Raw genomic sequence first — 18,298 nt, 5'->3', positions numbered from 1 at the left:
CCCCGGCCCGGGCGGCGAGGCGTGTCCCACGTCTGCCTCGAGTGGCCGCCCGGCGGATGTACGTCGACAATGGAGCCCATGTCGTCCTTGTCAGAGCCTCAGCCGGCCACCCGAGCAGCCTCCGGCGCATCGGACCGCACCCGCCTGGGCGCCACCCTGAGCGGGGACGGGGCCGACTTCGCCGTGGTCGCGCCGCACGCGACCGCCGTCGACCTGTGCCTGACCGACACCGATGCTACCGGCACCGCCGTCTCGGAGCAAAGAATCGGCCTGCGCGGCCCCAGGCTCGGCATATGGGACGCCCACGTGCCCGGCGTGAGGGCCGGGCAGCGCTACGGCTACCGCGTCCACGGTCCCTGGGAGCCCTCCGAGGGCCTGCTGTTCAACCCCCGCAAGCTCCTGCTCGACCCCTACGCGCGCGCCCTGGACGGGAAGCCGTCCCTGGGGCCCGAACTGTACGCGCACGCCGTCGAGGACGACCTCTCCCCCGCCTATGTGCCCTTCGTCCCCTCCGAGCTGGACTCGGCCGGGCACGTCGCCCTCGGCGTGGTCACCGGCGAGCAGTTCACGGTCGTGCCCGGCCCCCGAGTGCCCGAGGGCCGCACCGTCGTCTACGAGACGCACGTCAAGGGCTTCACCCACGACATGCCCGGCATCCCGCCCGAGCTGCGCGGCACCTACGCGGGCCTGGCCCATCCCGCCGCGATCGAGCACCTTCGCTCGCTGGGCGTGACCACCGTCGAGCTACTGCCCATCCACGCCTCCTTCTCCGAGGCCTTCCTCCTCCAGCGAGGCCTGACCAACTACTGGGGGTACTCGACGCTGTCCTACTTCGCCCCCGAGCCCACCTACGCCACCGCCGCGGCGCAGGCCGCCGGGCCCCAGGCGGTTCTGGACGAGGTACGCGGCATGGTCTCCCTGCTGCACGAGGCCGGCCTCGAGGTGATCATGGACGTGGTCTACAACCACACCTGCGAGTCGGGGGTGGGCGGGCCGAGCCTGTCCCTGCGGGGCCTGGACAACCTGGAGTACTACCTTCACGCCCCCCACCGCCCCGCCCAGTACATCGACGTCACAGGCACCGGCAACACGGTGGACTTCCGCTCCACGCGCGCCGTCCAGCTGGCGCTGGACTCGCTGCGGTACTGGGCCGACAGCATGGGCATCGACGGCTTCCGCTTCGACCTGGCGGTCGCCCTGGGCCGGAACGCCTCGGAGTTCTACAGCCGGCACCCGCTGCTCATCGGCATGGCCACCGACCCGGTCCTGCGCTCCGTCAAGCTCATCGCCGAGCCGTGGGACATAGGGCCGGGCGGCTGGCGCACCGGCGAGTTCCCCCTGCCCTTCCACGACTGGAACGACCGCTACCGCGGCACGGTGCGCTCCTTCTGGCTGCGCGACGCCTCGGAGATGTCCAGGGGGCGGCCGGGCTCCGACCTGCGCGACCTGGCCACACGCCTGTCGGGCAGCGCCGACACCTTCAGCTACGGGGAGTGCCCCGGCGGGCGCGGCCCGCTGGGCAGCGTCAACTTCGTCACCGCCCACGACGGCTTCACCCTGCGGGACCTGGTCTCCTACGACTACAAGCACAACCTCGCCAATGGGGAGGACAACCGCGACGGCACCGAGGACAACCGCTCCTGGAACCACGGCTTCGAGGGGCCGCTGGCGGAGGGCATGGGCGGGGGGCCGATCGAGATGCTGCGGCGCCGCTCCACCCGCAACGTGCTGGGCACCCTGTTCATCAGCGCCGGCATGCCGATGCTGCTGGGCGGCGACGAGATGGGCCGCACCCAGGAGGGCAACAACAACTCCTACTGCCAGGACTCCCCCATCTCCTGGTACGACTGGGACCTCGCCCCGTGGCAGTACGACCTGCTGGCCACCGCCCGGTTCCTCATCGGGCTGCGCGGCTCCCACCCCGTGCTGCGGCCGGAGAACTTCGCCACCGGCACCGTGCCGGAGGGCGACACGCTGCCCGACCTGTCCTGGTACCGGGCCGACGGCGTCCCCATGAGCACCAACGCCTGGCACGACCCGTGGACGCGCGTGGTCCAGATGCTGCGCAACGGCGGGCCGCTGACGGACAACGACCTGCTGGTGGTCATCAACGGCTGGCTGGACCAGGTCGATGTCACGCTGCCCGACGGCCACGGCACGGACTGGCACCTGTCCTGGGACTCCACCTGGGCGGTGCCGCGCCCGCACACCTCGGCCTTCGCCCTGGCCCACCGGGTCAGCCGCGGGGCGGCCCGCACCCGCGTCGTCAGGCCCACGAAGGACAGGCCGCGGCGCTCCGCCGAGTGCCGCCACGACCGCCCAGGGGACACGACGACCCTGGACGCGCTGAGCATGCGGATCTACCTGTCGGGCGAGGTGCTCGAGCCCGTGGAGGCCGACCCGCTGCCCCCGCCCCGCCCCTGACGCCGAGATCGGTCGTATTCCGGCTCGAGATCGGTTCACTTCCGCGTCGAGATCGGTCCGGCCCCTCGGGGCGCCCGCGGCTCAGCGGATCCGCACCCGGTCCAGGTCCGCGAGCGCGACGACGTCGCCGTGCGCCCTCCCCGCCTCGGCCGCGTGCGCCTCGGTGGAGCGGTAGCGGGAGGAGAAGTGGGTCAGGGCCAGCCTGCTGGCGCCCGCCGCCGCGGCGAGACGCCCGGCCTCCAGGGCGGTGGAGTGCCCGTACTCGCGGGCCTTGTCGGCCAGGTCGGACAGGTAGGTCGCCTCCATGACCAGCAGGTCGACGCCGTCGGCCAGGCGCCGGGCGCCCTCGCAGGGCCGCGTGTCCTGGACCAGGGCGAAGGAGGCGGGGATGCGCTCGCGGGTCACGTCCTCCAGGCGGGTGACGGCGCCGTCGGTCTCGAGGCGCCCCTCGCGCTGCAGCCGCCCCACAAGGGACCCGGTGATGCCCCGCTCCGCCAGGGCGCCGGGGTCGAAGACCCGGCCGGGCGGGTCCTGGACCCGGTAGCCGATGGCGTCGACCCGGTGGTCCAGGGCGGCGGCGGACAGGATGAGGCCGGGCGCGCGCAGCACCTCGGCCGGCTCGCTGCCGACCTCGACCGGCAGCGGGCGCAGGTCGAGCTCGTCGTGGTAGATGCTGGCCGCGCGCAGCCGGTCCACGTACTCCTGGCCGGATGCCGGGTAGACGAGGGTCACCGGGTGGGGCGCCCGGTCCAGGGACAGGCGCTGGAGAACCCCGGGCAGCCCCAGGCAGTGGTCGCCGTGCAGGTGGGTCAGGCAGATGATGCGGATGCGCCGCGCCGGGACGCCCGCGAGGGTCATCTGCCGCTGGGTGCCCTCGCCGGGGTCGAAGAGGACGCCGGCGGCCCCCCAGCGCAGGAGGTGGCCGGACTGGTTGCGCTCTCGGGTGGGTGCCAGGCTGCCGGTGCCCAGGGCGATCAGCTCGCGCTCGCTCACGGTGCCGCCTCGTCGTCCATGCCGGTCTCCTTCTTCCCGATGGCGGGACCCATGGTAGGCAGCCCCTCCGACCCGGCCCTGTCCGGGCGGGTGGGAGACGTGGTCACCCCACGCACCTCCACGACGGCCTACGATCTCGGGCACGACGGGAATCGGCGTGATTCCGGGATTCCAGGATTCCGTGGTGCGGGTCGGGCGGGGAGAGGCGGAAGGCGCGAGCGGGCGCAGCGCCCTCCCGGCTCACGCCCCATCGGAGCCGATTATCGAGGGTCTGCTCCACCTGTCCACCCAGGGGAGCCCGGTCCGCTGGTCTGACGGCCCGCTGTGTGTCGCTGCGCCCCGGAGCCAGTTGGTCAGTGAGACGATCGGCTGCCGGTCCGGCAGGCGCGGGCCGCCGGGCCCTGCCGACCGGTGTCGAGCCGGAACGTGAACGCGCTCCGACCGGCGAGCTCCGCACCCCCGTTGGAATCGCTCATCCAGTGCTCACTCGGCGGCGATGGCCTTCAGGACAGGCAGCCGGACGGCCCGGCGCCGGCCGCAGGGCGGCGAGAGCCCCGACGACGACGGCCGCCACGAGCATGATCGCCGGCTGGGGCCAGGGGATGGCCAGCTCGGTCAGGCCCTGGTCGGAGGATCGCGCGCAGGGCCCCGGCCAGCAGCACACCGGTGGCCCCGCCCAGGAAGGTGCCGTAGACGGCGGTGACCAGTGACAGGCCCAGCAGCGCGTAGAGCCACGGCGAGCATCTGGTCGGCCAGATGGCCGACCTGGTCGGAGAGCTCACCGGCGTCCAGGACCTCGAAGACGTACGCCGGAGCGACGATCTCCTGGACCTGGGACTGCACGGCGTCCCTGTCGGCCCTGTCGGCCCCGTCGGCCAGGGAGGTGAGCAGGCCCTGCGGGGAGTCCAGAACCTCGTTCGGGTCGGTCGGCGCCGGAGCGGTCCACGAGCCGACGGCGGCCGCGACCTCGGGGGTGGCGTAGAGGACGCCGGTGAGCCCCTTGGAGTCGGCGACCGCCGAGACGGTGACCGTCACGGAGCCGGCCGCTTCGGTGACCGCGACCTGGTCGCCGATCTGCGGGCCGGAGTCGGCGAAGGCCGCCACGTGCGCGTCGTCCAGGGAGTCCAGCGAGCCGGCGGTCACGTTCGGGTCGTAGAAGTCGGGGTAGCGCTGCGGGTCGACGGCGACCATGTAGCCCACGCTCTCGCCGCCGTCCGGCGTGGTGGTGGCCACCGAGGCCACGGTGTGGCCGGTGGTCTCCCTCACGCCGTCGAGCGCGTTGATCTGCTCGGTCATCTCGGCGGGAAGAGGGGTGAGCAGTCCCAATGTCGCGGGCGCCCGCACCAGGAGATCGGCCCGCATGGAGTCGTTGACGATGTCGGCGATCGAGGCCCGCACGGAGGAGGCGATGATCGTTCTGGCGCGCACGAGCGCCATGCCGATCACCAGCGCCGCCGAGGTCGCGGCCGTCCTGCGGGGCGCCGCCGCGAGGTTGCGCGCCGCCAGGCGCCCGACTGGGCGCAGGAGGCGCAGCGGCATGGCGAGGACCGCGATGGTGCGGTGGGCGAGCACCGGGAAGCAGACGAGCAGCCCGAGCATGAGGGCGCCCGCACCCGCGCCCAGCACGGTCGTGCGGCGGGACAGGTCGTCGCCAACCCAGGCGGCGACCACGCCCGCCAGGCCCGCCGCCGCCAGGAGCGCCCCGAGGACGCCGCGGACCCGCAGGGGCTTCTCGCGCCCCCGCGGTCCCCCGCATGGCCTCCACCGGCGGGGTGAGGGCGGCGTCCCGCGCGGGCAGGAGGGCGCCCACCAAGGTCACCAGCAGGCCGATGACGACGGCCTGGAACAGCACCGTGGCGAACACGGACGCGGGCGAGGCCCCGACCGCCCGCAGGAGGGCGAACTCCTTCTGGCGCTGGCGCACGCTCATGGCGAAGGTGCTCATGATGATGAACGAGCCGACGAACATCGCCAGGACCACGAAGACCAGCAGGAAGGTCTGGACGTAGCCGAGGATGGACTCGACGTGGGCGTTCTGCTCGTCGATGCGCCCGGCGCGGGTCTGCAGGCGCGTTGAGTCGGGAAGCAGGTTCGTGATCTGCTGGCGGACGGCAGCGGTGTCGGCGCCGTCGGCCCCCACGAGCGTCCCGCTCAGCGAGGAGGCCGCGTGGGCGACGCGGACGCCGTCGACCTGGGCGATCTGCTCGGCCGCCGACCCGTCGATCTTCTCCGTCAGGACTCCGCTGCCGCCGCCTCGGCCTCGTGGGTCACCATGACGACGCTCTGGTCGAAGTCGTCGACGCTGGAGCGCAGGACCTTCAGGACCTGCTCGGTGGCCCGGGAGTCGAGGTTCCCGGTGGGCTCGTCGGCGAAGACGACGGCGGGGCGTCCCACGAGGGAGCGCGCGCAGGCGGTGCGCTGGACCTGGCCGCCGGAGAGCTCGGCGGGCCGGTGGGACAGGCGATCGGACAGCCCCACCGCCTCGACGACCTGGTCGAAGCGACTGCGCTCGACCTTCCGGCGGGCGACGTCCAGGGGCAGGGTGATGTTCTCCCCGGCCGTCAGGGAGGGCACCAGGTTGAAGGACTGGAAGACGAAGCCGATGCGCTCGCGGCGCAGCCTGGTCAGGCGCCGCCGGCTCATGGAGGTGATCTCCTGCCCGTCCAGGGCGATCGTCCCGGAGGCGGCTGACTCCAGGCCGGCCAGGCAGTGCATGAGCGTGGACTTGCCCGATCCCGAGGGCCCCATGATCGCGGTGAAACGAGCACGGGCGATGGAGACGTCCACGCCGTCCAGCGCGGTCACGGCGTTCTCCCCGCGGCCGAAGACCTTGGTCAGGGAGCGCGCCGTGACGACGGGGTCGGGACAGGACCGTGCTCGACCAGGCCGGCGCCCCCGCGACCGCCCCGACCGCGCGAGGGGCCGTCCTGGCGCTGCTGCCCCGAAGCGGCCTCGTCGGGGCCTGCGGCGGGGGGAGCGTCGTCCTGCACGTGCCTGGGCATGGCGGGAGTCTTTCACAGGCGCCACCCTGAGTCGCATCAGGGAGAACCCGGAGCGACGCGTATATCTTTGGCACCGGCCCCCAGCCCTCAGCCGCCGACCCCTGAGGACCTCGATCCGTGAAGCTTCCGACACCGCCGACACCGTCCAGACCGCTGCTCGTCACGCGCGTCTGGGACCGCCTTCGCCCCGACCCGACCGGGCTCGTCCTGGGCGCCGTGTTCTTCGTCCTGGCCCTGACGCCCTCACTGCTCCCCCGCGACCTGCTCTTCCAGGGGGCGGCCTGCGGGCTGTGCGCGGGGACCGGCTACCTGCTGGGGGTCTGGGTGTCCTGGAACTGGCGCGCCTGGATCCGCAAGGTAGTCCGGGTCCTGTGGGAGGCCGGCGGCCTGAGCCTGCCCGCGTGGTGGCCCAGGTGGAGGCGGCGCGTCGAGATCGCCCTGAGCCTGGTGGTGATCCTGGCGCTCAACGGGATTCTGCTGCGCGCGGTCCGCTGGCAGCAGGAGGTCGCCGCCCTGACGGGCTCCCGGGCCTATACGCCGGCGCAGTACCTGCTGGTCTTCCCCGTCGGCTTCGGGCTGTGGATGCTGCTGGTCGCGATCGGCCGCTGCTTCCTGCACCTGGAGATCTGGCTGCGCGGCCGCCTCCCCCAGCGCCTGCCGCTGCCGGTGCGCTCGGTGTCGTCCTGGATCGTTGTGATCGTGCTCGTCTTCACCCTGATCCACCAGGCCATCCCGGGCCTGATCATCGGGGGCGCGGAGGCGGTCTTCTCCGTGCGCAACGACGCCGATCCCCCCAACGCCGACCGGCCCGCGGCCGCCGAGCGCTCGGGGTCGCCGGACTCGCTGGTGCCGTGGGAGACCCTGGGCGCCTACGGCAAGCGCTTCGTGGGGCGCGGTCTGAGCGCCCAGGGCCTGGAGGAGGTCACCTCCCGACCCGCCGCCGAGCCGATCCGCGTCTACGCCGGCCTCAAGAGCGCCGGCACCGACGCCGAGCGCGCCGCCCTGGTGGTCGAGGAGTTGGAGCGCACCGGGGCGGCCTCCCGCTCGGCCATTATGATCGCCCCCACCACCGGAACCGGCTGGGTGGACCCGATCGCGGCCCTGTCCCTGGAGGTCCTCTACGACGGTGACACGGCCATCGCCGCCGCCCAGTACTCCTACCTGCCCTCGAGCGTGCAGTTCATCGCCGACACCGACAAGGCGCGCGCCTCGGGCAGGGAGCTGGTGAGGGCCGTCGTCGACTGGTGGCGGACCCTGCCGCAGGACGACCGCCCCAGGCTGCTGCTGTACGGGGAGTCCCTCGGCGTCGTGGCGGGCGAGGCCGCCTTCTCCGACCTGTCCGACGTCCTGGGCAGCGTCGACGGCGTCCTGTGGGTGGGGCCGCCCAACTCCTCGCGGCTGTGGAGCGACCTCGTGACCCGCCGGGATCCGGGGACCCGGGAGGTGGACCCCACCTACTCGGCGGGGCTGACGGTCCGCTTCGCCCAGGACCGCGACGAGATGGAGACCTTCTTCGGGGACGGCACCTGGGGCGAGAAACGCATCCTCTACATCCAGCACCCCAGCGACCCGGTGGTGTGGTGGTCCCCCCGGCTCGTGCGCGCCCCGGAGCCCGACTGGCTGCGGGAGCGGGCCGGCACCGACCGCTCCCCCGCCATGCGCTGGATGCCCTACATCACCTTCTTCCAGGTCAGCGCCGACCTGCCGCGGGCCATGAACGTCCCCCACGGCCACGGGCACCACTACGGCACCGAGATCCTGGACGGCCTGGCCCTGGTGGCCCATGAGGACGCCTTCACCGCCGGGCGCGTAGCGCAGGCGCGTCAGGAGGTCGAGCGCGCCCTGGCCGCCCAGCCCGCGGACGACTGACGCCCCGCCGGGCCCGGCCCGCGCCCTGTCGGAATCGGTCGGAACCGGTCGGAACCGGTCATCTAGGATGAGGCCATGACGCAGACCCCCAATGCGGCCGAGGAGGCCCTGGCCAACGCCGCCGACGACGCCTCCCTGGCCCGCTCGATCGCCCGCTCGGCCGAGATCGAGGCGGACCTGGACGTGCACCCGGGCCGCTACCGCATGCTCACCGGCGTGCGCCCCACGGGCAACATGCACCTGGGCCACTACTTCGGGACGATGGACTCCTGGCGGAGAATCCAGGACCGCGGCGTCGACACCTGGATCCTCGTGGCCGACTACCAGGTCATCACCGACCGCGACGGGGTGGGCCCCCTCCGCGAGCGCGTCCTGTCCCTCGTGGCGGACACCCTGGCGGTCGGCGTGGACCCCCGGCGCTCCACCGTCTTCGCCCACTCGGCCGTGCCTGCGGCCAACCAGCTCATGCTGCCGTTCCTGTCGCTGGTCACCGAGGCCGAGCTCCACCGCAACCCGACCGTCAAGGCCGAGCTGGAGGCCACCGACGGGCGCGCCATGAGCGGGCTGCTGCTGACCTACCCGGTCCATCAGGCCGCCGACATCCTCTTCTGCCAGGCCAACCTGGTGCCGGTGGGCAAGGACCAGCTCCCCCACCTGGAGCAGGCGCGCCTGATCGCCCAGCGCTTCGACAGGCGCTACGGGCGCGCGGTCGAGGAGCACCCGGTCTTCCGCCGCCCCGAGGCGCTGCTGGGCGAGGCGCCGGTGCTGCTGGGCCTGGACGGGGAGAAGATGAGCAAGTCGCGCCGCAACACCATCGAGCTGCGCATGAGCGCCGACGAGACCGCCCGGGCCCTGAGGAAGGCCAAGACGGACTCCGAGCGGCACATCACCTATGACCCCGCCGCCCGCCCGGAGGTCGCCAACCTGCTCATGATGGCCTCCCTGTGCGGGGCCGGGTCCCCGCAGGAGGTCGCCGAGCGCATTGGCAACGGCGGGGCGGGCGCGCTCAAGAGGCTCACCACCGAGGCCGTCAACGAGTTCCTCGCCCCGATCCGCTCCCGTCGCGCCGAGCTGGAGGCCGACGAGGCCTACCTGCTCGACGTCCTCCACGCCGGCAACGCCCGCGCCAACGAGGTGGCCGACCGGACGCTGGACGCCGTGCGCACCGCCATGCGCATGACCTACTGAGTGCCGCCGGCGTCCGCCCGTGACCGACGTCGTCCTGCGCGACCTGTCCGCCTCGGAGCTGACGGGCCCCGAGGTGCGCGAGCTGCTGCGCCTGGCTACCGACTTCGACGACGCCGGCCTGGACCGGGTCGTGTCCGACGTGCTGCCCCGGCTCACGGTCCTGGCGGCGCTCGACAGCGGCGTCCCCGTCGCCCTGGCCGCCTACGCCCCGCCCCGCCGGCCCCCCCCGCCGGCCCCAGACCGGACGGTGGCCCCCGGGCGGGGTCCGCGGCCGGAGGCGGTGACTATCGAGTACCTCGCCACCGCCGGGGGGCGCCGGCGTACCGGGCTCGCCGGCGCGCTCATCGCGGGGATCCGGCGGCGCCACCCGCGCGCCGCCGTGCGGGCGAGCACTGACGACGACGCGATCGGCTTCTACCGCCGGGCGGGCTTCGCCGACCGCCCCGCCCCGGCGGACCCGCGCTGGCCGGGCAGGCGGCGCTACGACTGCGTGCTCGCTCCCGCATCGCTCCCGGCGCCGGGGTGAACCGATCTCGACGCGGAGATCCACCGATCTCGGCGGGGAATGCGCCGGCCGAAGTGACTGAACCGGCATGACCCCGTAGGCTTGGTCTGTGACCGCGAACACCACGCGCAACGCCGCGCCCCAGCCCCCTGCCCCCGCCACCGCCGCAGCCGCGCCGCAACCGGCGCCGTATGCGCCGATCGGCCGTATTCCAGTGACCGAGGTCTTCCCCGTCGTCGAGGACGGGCGCTGGCCGGCCAAGGCCGTGCCCGGCGAGGTGATCCCGATCCGCGCCACCGTCTTCCGCGAGGGCCACGACCGCTTCGGCGCCACCGCCGTGCTCGTGCGCCCCGACGGCACCGACGGCCCCAGCGCCCGCATGGTGGAGATCATGCCCGGCCTGGACCGCTACGAAGCCCGCCTGGCCGCCGACGCCCCCGGCGACTGGGGCCTGCGGGTCGAGGGCTGGTCCGACCCCTACGCGACGTGGGCCCACGCCGCCGGCATCAAGGTCCCCGCCGGCATCGACGTCGAGCTCATGCTGGAGGAGGGCGCCCGCGTCCTGGACCGGGCTGCCGCGGTGCCGGGCCGGGACGAGGAGGGCGTGGAGGCCCTCAATGCCGCCGTGTGGGTGATGCGCAACCCCGCCAACTCCGTGGACGAGCGCCTGCAGGCCGGCCTGGCGGACGCCGTCGTCACCGCTCTGGACCGGCTCCCGCTGCGCGACTGCGTCTCCCCCTCGGCCACCTACCCCCTCCAGGTGGACCGCTCCCGCGCCCTGGCCGGCTCCTGGTACGAGATCTTCCCGCGCTCGTTGGGCAGCTGCTCCGACTCCGAGGGCCACTGGCACACCGGCACCCTGCGCACCGCCGCCGAGCGGCTCGACCGCATCGCCTCCATGGGATTCGACGTCCTCTACCTCACCCCGGTCTCCCCCATCGGCACCACCAACCGCAAGGGCCGCAACAACGCCCTGACCGCCGCCCCCGACGACCCCGGCTCCCCCTACGGCATCGGCTCGCCGCAAGGCGGCCACGACGCCATCCACCCCGACCTGGGCACCTTCGACGACTTCGACGCCCTGGTCGCCCGGGCCGGCGAGCTCGGCATGGAGGTCGCCCTGGACCTGGCCCTTCAGTGCTCCCCTGACCACCCGTGGGTCAAGGAGCACCCCGAGTGGTTCACGGTCCTGGCCGACGGCTCGATCGCCTATGCGGAGAATCCGCCCAAGAAGTACCAGGACATCTATCCCCTGAACTTCGACAACGACCCGGAGGGCATCTACGCCGCGATCCTGGAGGTCGTGCGCACCTGGATCAGCCACGGCGTGACGATCTTCCGCGTCGACAACCCGCACACCAAGCCGCTGACGTTCTGGCAGCGCCTCATCCGCGAGGTCCGCTCCACCAACCCCGAGGTGCTCTTCCTGGCCGAGGCCTTCACCCGCCCGGCCATGATGCGCACCCTGGGCAAGATCGGCTTCCACCAGTCCTACACCTACTTCGCGTGGCGCAACACCAAGCAGGAGCTCACCGACTACCTGGTCGAGCTCTCCCAGGAGACAGCCCACGTGCTGCGCCCGGCGTTCTGGCCGACCACCCACGACATCCTCACCCCCTTCATGACCAACGGGAAGGTGGCGGCCTTCAAGCTGCGCGCGGTCCTGGCGGCCACCATGTCCCCGACCTGGGGCATCTACTCGGGCTACGAGCTGGCCGAGTCGACCCCGCGCCCGGGCTTCGAGGAGCAGCTCAACAACGAGAAGTACGAGTACAAGCCGCGCGACTTCGCCGCCGCGCGCGCCAACGGCATCGCGGCCCTGCTCACGCGCCTGAACGCCGCTCGCGCCGCGCACCCCGCCCTGCGCCAGCTGCGCGACGTCTGGTTCCACGGCACGAGCGACGACACCCTCATCGCCTACTCCAAGCGGGTCGACGCCGCGCACTCCCCCACGGGCAGGGACGACATCGTGCTGACCGTGGTCAACCTGGATCCGCACAACATCCGCGAGGGCGAGGTCTACCTCAACCTGCCGCAGCTGGGGCTGCCCACGGACACCGACGGCTCGCTGCCCTGCCTGCGGGTGACCGACGAGCTCACCGGTGACAGCTTTGAGTGGAGTGGCACCAACTACGTGCGCTTCGACCCCTTCGCCGGCCGGGTCGCGCACGTCCTGCACGTCGAGCCCCTCTGACGACGGCCCGGCGCGTGGCCGGGGCATCCCGCCCCGGCCACGCCCCACGGCCCGCCCCCGCCCACCGCCCATCCCGAAAGGTCACTCTCGAAAGGTCACCGTGTCCGTTCCCGTCACCCCGGCATCAGGCATCGCTCCCGGTCTCGGCGCCCATCCCGCGCCACTGGCAACGCCCGTCGCCGGCATATCGAGCGTACCCGCCATGACGGGGAATCCCTATGCGCCACCGGCATTCATCCCCGGCGTGCCGGACCTGCCTCCCCAGCCCCGGACCGGGCTGTCGCCGGACCCGCAGTGGTTCCGCACCGCCGTCTTCTACGAGGCGCTGCTGCGCTCCTTCGCGGACTCCGACGGCGATGGCATCGGCGACTTCCAGGGGCTGACCTCCCGCCTGGACTACCTGGCGTGGCTGGGCATAGACGCGATCTGGATCCCGCCCTTCTACCCCTCGCCCATGCGCGACGGCGGCTACGACATCTCCGACTACACGGACATCGACCCGCGCTACGGCACCATGGAGGACTTCCGCGACCTGGTGCACCAGGCCCATGAGCGCGGCATCCGCATCGTCATCGACATGGTCCTCAACCACACCTCGGACGCCCACCCCTGGTTCCAGGCCTCGCGCAGCGACCCTGGGGGCCCCTTCGGCGACTTCTACGTGTGGGCCGACGACGACTCCGGCTACGCCGGCACCCGGATCATCTTCATCGACACCGAGGAGTCGAACTGGTCCTACGACGTCGAGCGAGGCCAGTTCTTCTGGCACCGGTTCTTCTCCCACCAGCCCGACCTCAACTACGACAACGCCTCCGTCATCGAGGCCGTGCACGACATCATCCGCTTCTGGGCGCGCACCGGGGTGGACGGCTTCCGCCTGGACGCCGTCCCCTATCTGACCGAGCGCGAGGGGACGAACTGCGAGAACCTGCCGGACACGCACGCCGTCGTCGCCGGAATCCGCAAGATGCTCGACCAGGAGTTCCCCGGCACGATCACCCTGGCCGAGGCCAACCAGTGGCCGGTCGATGTCGTGGAGTACTTCGGCACCACCGAGGTCCCCGAGTGCACCATGTGCTTCCACTTCCCGGTCATGCCGCGGATCTACTACGCCCTGCGCGAGGGCTCCTCGCGGGCGGTACGCGACGTCCTGGCGGCCACCCCGGACATCCCGCCCCACGGCCAGTGGGGCACCTTCCTGCGCAACCACGACGAGCTGACCCTGGAGATGGTCACCGACGACGAGCGCACCATGATGTACCAGTGGTACGCCCCCGAGGACCGCATGCGCGCCAATATCGGCATCCGCCGGCGCCTGGCCCCCCTGCTGGACGCCTCGCGGGCCGAGACCGAGCTCGCCATGGCGCTGCTGCTGTCGCTGCCGGGCTCGCCGTGCCTGTACTACGGCGACGAGATCGGGATGGGCGAGAACATCTGGCTGGACGACCGCGACGCGGTGCGCACGCCCATGCAGTGGGACGAGTCGCCCAACATGGGCTTCTCCTCGGTTCCCGACCCCGGCGCGCTCACCCTGCCGATCATCCAGGTGCCGGGGTACCGGCACATGACGGTGTCCACCGAGCTGCGGCGGCCCGACTCGCTGCTACACTGGACCCGCCGCATGCTCCACGTGCGCCGCGCCCACCCCGTGCTGGGCCGCGGGAAGTTCCTCCTGCGGGACGTCTCCGACGACGCCGTGCTGGCCCACACGCGCCACGAGGCGGAGGGCCCCAGCGGAGAGCCCGGGGAGACGCTGCTGTGCGTGGCGAACCTGGCCGACTCGCCCCGCTGCGTGAGCATCTCGCTGCCCGACCTGGCGGGCCGCACCACCGCCGACGTCCTGGGCGGGGCGGCGTTCCCGGCGGTCGGGCCGGACGGCCGCCTGACACTCACGCTGGGCGCCCGCGGCTACTACTGGTTGACTGTCGATCCCGAAACGCAAGGAGGCGATGGACGATGACACCCACCGAATCGACTGATCCCCCTGAACTCACCCAACCAGTCCGGCGCGGAGCCGGCCCGGCCCCGGTCTGGCCCGCCGACGCGTCGCTCCTGGCGGCGCTGGCCCCGTGGATGGCGCGGCGGCGCTGGTACCCGCTCAAGGGGGGCTCCTCGCCCGAGCCCCGCGACCTGACCCTGATCGGCGACCGAGAGCTGGCCCCGGGTGTGCGCGATCTGCTGGTGGCCGTTCCCCGCGCCGGGGCCCCGTCCGTGCTCGTCCACGTGCCGCTGGTGCTCGAGACCGGCGAAGCGCTGGCCCGCTACCGGGTCGACGGGGAGGCCCCCGGCGGCGAGGGGCTGACCGTCACGGGGCCCGACGGCGCCGAGACCTCCCTCATCGACGGCCCCCACCACCCCGCCTTCTGGCGGGCCTGGGCGCAGGCCGTCCTGGAGGCGGGAACCATCCTGGACGGCACCGGCGCGCGCGCCATCGCCCAGCGCGCCGAGCGCCTGCGGGTGATCACCGGCGAGCAGTCGAACACCAGCGTCGTGCTGCCCGCCCCGGCATCCGACCGGGACGCGGGCGGCCCGGAGGACGCCGCGACGGGCGGACTCATCGTCAAGCTCCTGCGGGTGCTGGCACCGGGGCGCAACCCCGACGTGGAGGTCTCGGTGGCGCTGGCCGGAGACGGCTGGGACCGGGTGCCCGCGCCGGTGGCCTGGTCCGCCTTCGAGTGGCACGATCCGGCCACCGGCGCCCGCAACTCGACCGACTCGGCGGTGGCCTGCACCTTCATCCCCCGCGCCGACGACGGCTTCGAGCTGTTCTGCTCCCTGGCCGCTGATGACGACGGGCCGCACGGCCCGGTGCGCGCCAGGGCACTGGCCCTGGCGGCGGATCTGGGGACGACCACCGCCCAGATGCACCGGCACCTCGCCGCGGCCCTGGGCGCGGGCGCGCCGCAGCCGCCGGCCGAGCTGGCACGAGCCCTGCGCCGACGCGCCGCCTGGGCGCTCCAGGAGGTCCCGGCACTGGCCGAGCGCCTGCCCGGCCTTCATGAGGCGGTCGATGAGGTCCCGGCCCGGGTGGCCGGACTCGACCGGCTCGACCCGGCCACCCGCATCCACGGCGACTACCACCTCGGGCAGGTCCTTCACGAGGTCGCGGGCCCCGAGGCCGGCGAGGGCCGCTGGTTCGTCCTGGACTTCGAGGGGGAGCCGCTGCGCCCCCTGGCCGAGCGCAGCCGTGCGGATCAGCCGTTGCGCGACGTCGCCGGAATGCTGCGCTCCTTCGACTACGCGGCCGCGGTCGGCGGGGTCGCCGACCGCGGCTGGCTCGACGCCGTGCGCGCGGCCTATCTCAGCGCCTACGAGGAGTCATCCCCCGAGCGCGATGGAACCGGTCGGCGCGTCGCGACCACCCTGCTGGCCGCGCTCGAGCTGGACAAGGCCCTCTACGAGGCGGTCTACGAGGCCCGCAACCGCCCCGACTGGATCGAGATCCCCCTACGGGGCCTGCAGCGCATCCTCGACACTCCCGCAACGGCGTGAGTGGAGGGAGAAAGGACCCCATCGCCCGCCACTCCCAGCACGTCCCAATAAATCTCAGCACAAAGACTCCCCTCACCCGCCCATCACATGGAAGAGTGTGACCATGACCGATGTCGCCGCACCCGAGCCCGTCCCCGCCCGCACGCCTGTCCAAGTCGATCCTTGGGTCCTCGCGGATATCGCCTATGCGCGTTACTACAATCCGCACGAGGTCCTGGGCGCGCATGTCGGCGAGGACGGCGTCACCATCCGCACAGTACGCCACCTGGCCGACGCCGTCGCCGTGGTCACCACCGAGGGCGCCTTCCCCGCCGAGCACGAGCAGGACGGGGTGTGGGTGGCCGTGGTACCCGGCGACTCCGTCCCCGACTACCGAGTCAAGGTGACCTACGGTGAGGAGACCACCACGGTCGACGACCCGTACCGCTTCCTGCCGACCCTGGGCGAGATGGACACCTACCTCATCTCCGAGGGCCGCCACGAGGGCCTGTGGGAGGTTCTCGGTGCCCACCTGAAGCACTACTCCGGCCCCATGGGCGAGGTCGACGGCGTCGCCTTCGCCGTGTGGGCCCCCAACGCCCGCGCCGTGCGCGTCGTCGGCGACTTCAACTACTGGGACGGCACCGCCTCGGCTATGCGCTCCCTGGGGTCATCCGGCGTGTGGGAGCTGTTCATCCCCGGTGTGGGCGTGGGCGCCCGCTACAAGTTCGAGCTGTGCTTCAACGACGGCTCCTGGCACCAGAAGGCCGACCCGCTGGCCCGCGCCACCGAGGTGCCCCCGGCCACGGCAAGCGTGGTGACCGACCGCTTCCACGAGTGGGGCGACGAGGAGTGGATGACCAAGCGCGCCGCCACCGACCCCCACGCGGGCCCCATGAGCATCTACGAGGTGCACGTCGGCTCCTGGCGTCAGGGGCTGGGCTACCGGGGCCTGGCCGACGAGCTCGTGCCCTACGTCAAGGAGGCCGGTTTCACCCACGTGGAGTTCCTCCCCGTGGCCGAGCACCCCTTCGCGGGCTCCTGGGGCTACCAGGTCACCGGCTACTACGCGCCCACCTCGCGCTTCGGGACCCCCGACGACTTCCGCTACCTGGTCGACCAGCTCCACCAGGCGGGCATCGGCGTCATCCTGGACTGGGTGCCGGCCCACTTCCCCAAGGACGAGTGGGCCCTGGCCCGCTTCGACGGCACGGCCCTGTACGAGGACCCCGACCCCCAGCGCGGCGAGCAGCCCGACTGGGGCACCTACGTGTTCAACTTCGGCCGCAACGAGGTGCGCAACTTCCTGGTGGCCAACGCCCTGTACTGGATGGAGGAGTTCCACGCCGACGGGCTGCGCGTGGACGCCGTCGCCTCCATGCTGTACCTGGACTACTCGCGCAAGGAGGGCCAGTGGCACCCCAACCAGTTCGGGGGCCGGGAGCACCTCGAGGCGATCAGCTTCCTCCAGGAGGCGACGGCGACGGCGTACCGGAAGAACCCCGGCACGGTCATGATCGCCGAGGAGTCCACCGCCTGGCCCGGCGTCACCGCCCCCACCGAGTACGGCGGGCTCGGCTTCGGGCTGAAGTGGAACATGGGGTGGATGAACGACACCCTGCGCTACCTGGCTGAGGAGCCCATCAACCGGCGCTACCACCACGGCGAGCTGACCTTCTCCCTGGTCTACGCCTTCTCCGAGCAGTTCATCCTGCCGATGAGCCACGACGAGGTCGTCTACGGCAAGGGCTCCCTGCTGTCCAAGATGCCCGGCGACCACTGGCAGGAGCTGGCGGGCCTGCGCGCCCTGTTCGCCTACCAGTGGTCGCACCCCGGCAAGCAGCTGCTGTTCATGGGCCAGGAGTTCGGCCAGGGCACGGAGTGGAACGCGGACAACTCGCTGGACTGGTGGATCCTGGACGACCCCGGCCACCAGGGCCTGCTCCACCTGGTGAGCGATCTCAACCGCTTCTACACCGACTCCCCCGCGCTGTGGGCGGACGACTTCTCCCACCGGGGCTTTGAGTGGATCGAGGCGGGCGACGGCGACCACAACGTCCTGTCCTACCTGCGTAAGGGCACGGGGCCCGACGGTCGCGCCGACCTGGTGGTCTGCGTCGTCAACTTCGCCGGCACCCCCCACGAGGGCTACCGGGTCGGACTGCCCTTCGCCGGCGGCTGGGACGAGATCATCAACACCGACGACCCCGAGTACGGCGGCTCCGGCGTGAGCAACTCGGGGCACGTCGAGGCCGAGGAGTTGCCGTGGAACGGCCGCCCCGCCTCGGTGCGGCTGCGCGTGCCCCCGCTCGGCGCACTGTTCCTGCGCCCGTCGCAGAACTGACGAGGGCGCGGGGCTGACGCGGGCTGCACGAGGACGGCGTAGAGCCGCGGCAGCCCGGGCGGGCCGACGGCGACCGGATTACCGGCCGCCGTCGGCCCATTCTTTTGCCGTGATCGGTCGTATTCCGCACCGAGATCGGTCCAGTTCCGGCTCGAGATCGGTTCGCTTCCGCACCAAGCGCCGAGATCAGCGAGCCTTTGCCGGCGCCGGGGTAGATCGCCCCATCCGCGCTCCATGACCGAATCGCGACGCCTCCCGTGTCGGGAATGACACCGCCTCAACGAGCGAGCCCACACCCGGACCGCTAG

General features: G+C 72.5%; 12 protein-coding genes and 1 pseudogene. 8 read left to right on the top strand and 5 right to left on the bottom strand.

Features of this window, described 5'->3' with window-relative positions; translation table 11 throughout:
* Positions 1 to 78 precede the first annotated feature (78 nt).
* Positions 79 to 2,424, top strand: coding sequence for a glycogen debranching protein GlgX (gene glgX / locus AIF0345_RS05285; RefSeq protein ID WP_268917801.1), 2,346 nt, complete (start codon positions 79 to 81; stop codon positions 2,422 to 2,424).
* 81 nt (positions 2,425 to 2,505) lie between these two features.
* Here glgX and AIF0345_RS05280 read toward each other — a convergent pair whose 3' ends face one another.
* The 5 genes and pseudogenes from AIF0345_RS05280 to AIF0345_RS16810 form a co-directional block, all read right to left on the bottom strand.
* Positions 2,506 to 3,417, bottom strand: a complete 912-nt coding sequence (locus tag AIF0345_RS05280; RefSeq protein WP_285297538.1) for a ribonuclease Z — start codon at positions 3,415 to 3,417, stop codon at positions 2,506 to 2,508.
* Positions 3,418 to 4,032: 615 nt separating this feature from the next.
* Positions 4,033 to 5,088 (bottom strand): hypothetical protein, encoded by a 1,056-nt coding sequence (locus tag AIF0345_RS05275; RefSeq protein WP_285297537.1) that lies wholly within the window; start codon positions 5,086 to 5,088, stop codon positions 4,033 to 4,035.
* 184 nt (positions 5,089 to 5,272) lie between these two features.
* Positions 5,273 to 5,347 (bottom strand): annotated as a pseudogene (locus tag AIF0345_RS16535) (hypothetical protein); the annotation flags it as partial.
* Between the two features lie 302 nt (positions 5,348 to 5,649).
* Entirely contained in the window at positions 5,650 to 6,222 is a 573-nt protein-coding gene (locus tag AIF0345_RS05265; protein ID WP_404975979.1) for an ABC transporter ATP-binding protein, read from the bottom strand.
* Positions 6,223 to 6,251: 29 nt separating this feature from the next.
* Positions 6,252 to 6,419, bottom strand: coding sequence for a hypothetical protein (locus tag AIF0345_RS16810; RefSeq protein WP_404975978.1), 168 nt, complete (start codon positions 6,417 to 6,419; stop codon positions 6,252 to 6,254).
* Positions 6,420 to 6,536: 117 nt separating this feature from the next.
* On the opposite strand from AIF0345_RS16810, the gene AIF0345_RS05260 reads away from it, so the two are divergent.
* The 7 genes from AIF0345_RS05260 (at position 6,537) to glgB (ending at position 17,990) form a co-directional block, all read left to right on the top strand.
* Positions 6,537 to 8,288 carry an alpha/beta hydrolase gene (locus tag AIF0345_RS05260; protein WP_285297536.1) on the top strand — a complete coding sequence of 584 codons (1,752 nt, stop codon included), beginning with the start codon at positions 6,537 to 6,539 and terminating at the stop codon, positions 8,286 to 8,288.
* A 75-nt stretch (positions 8,289 to 8,363) separates the two neighbouring features.
* Positions 8,364 to 9,476, top strand: coding sequence for a tryptophan--tRNA ligase (trpS, locus tag AIF0345_RS05255; protein WP_285297535.1), 1,113 nt, complete (start codon positions 8,364 to 8,366; stop codon positions 9,474 to 9,476).
* 19 nt (positions 9,477 to 9,495) lie between these two features.
* Positions 9,496 to 10,002 (top strand): GNAT family N-acetyltransferase, encoded by a 507-nt coding sequence (locus tag AIF0345_RS05250; RefSeq protein WP_285297534.1) that lies wholly within the window; start codon positions 9,496 to 9,498, stop codon positions 10,000 to 10,002.
* Positions 10,003 to 10,090: 88 nt separating this feature from the next.
* Positions 10,091 to 12,175: an alpha-1,4-glucan--maltose-1-phosphate maltosyltransferase gene (locus AIF0345_RS05245; RefSeq protein ID WP_285297533.1), complete on the top strand. Its 2,085-nt coding sequence runs from the start codon at positions 10,091 to 10,093 to the stop codon at positions 12,173 to 12,175.
* A gap of 202 nt (positions 12,176 to 12,377) precedes the next feature.
* On the top strand, positions 12,378 to 14,135 hold the full coding sequence (treS, locus tag AIF0345_RS05240; protein ID WP_285297532.1) for a maltose alpha-D-glucosyltransferase: 1,758 nt from the start codon (positions 12,378 to 12,380) through the stop codon (positions 14,133 to 14,135).
* The gene (locus AIF0345_RS05235; RefSeq protein ID WP_285297531.1) at positions 14,132 to 15,667 is read left to right on the top strand and encodes a 1,4-alpha-glucan branching protein; all 1,536 of its coding nucleotides are present in this window, start codon (positions 14,132 to 14,134) and stop codon (positions 15,665 to 15,667) included. Before treS ends, AIF0345_RS05235 begins: the two co-directional genes overlap by 4 nt.
* 103 nt (positions 15,668 to 15,770) lie before the next feature.
* Entirely contained in the window at positions 15,771 to 17,990 is a 2,220-nt protein-coding gene (gene glgB, locus AIF0345_RS05230) for a 1,4-alpha-glucan branching protein GlgB (protein ID WP_285297530.1), read from the top strand.
* Positions 17,991 to 18,298: the final 308 nt, after the last annotated feature.

This window comes from Actinomyces israelii (genome assembly GCF_030253495.1).
Classification (GTDB): Bacteria; Actinomycetota; Actinomycetes; order Actinomycetales; family Actinomycetaceae; genus Actinomyces; species Actinomyces israelii.
The sequence above is the reverse complement of the archived record's forward strand: the minus strand, read 5'-3'. Positions and strand labels throughout refer to the sequence as shown.

What these genes read in the sequence shown, in the direction of transcription:
- glgB (WP_285297530.1), top strand. Translation starts at nt 15,771, where the DNA reads ATGACCGATGTCGCCGCACCCGAGCCCGTCCCCGCCCGCACGCCTGTC.
- glgX (WP_268917801.1), top strand. Translation starts at nt 79, where the DNA reads ATGTCGTCCTTGTCAGAGCCTCAGCCGGCCACCCGAGCAGCCTCCGGC.
- AIF0345_RS05235 (WP_285297531.1), top strand. Translation starts at nt 14,132, where the DNA reads ATGACACCCACCGAATCGACTGATCCCCCTGAACTCACCCAACCAGTC.
- AIF0345_RS16810 (WP_404975978.1), bottom strand. Translation starts at nt 6,419, where the DNA reads ATGCCCAGGCACGTGCAGGACGACGCTCCCCCCGCCGCAGGCCCCGAC.
- trpS (WP_285297535.1), top strand. Translation starts at nt 8,364, where the DNA reads ATGACGCAGACCCCCAATGCGGCCGAGGAGGCCCTGGCCAACGCCGCC.
- treS (WP_285297532.1), top strand. Translation starts at nt 12,378, where the DNA reads ATGACGGGGAATCCCTATGCGCCACCGGCATTCATCCCCGGCGTGCCG.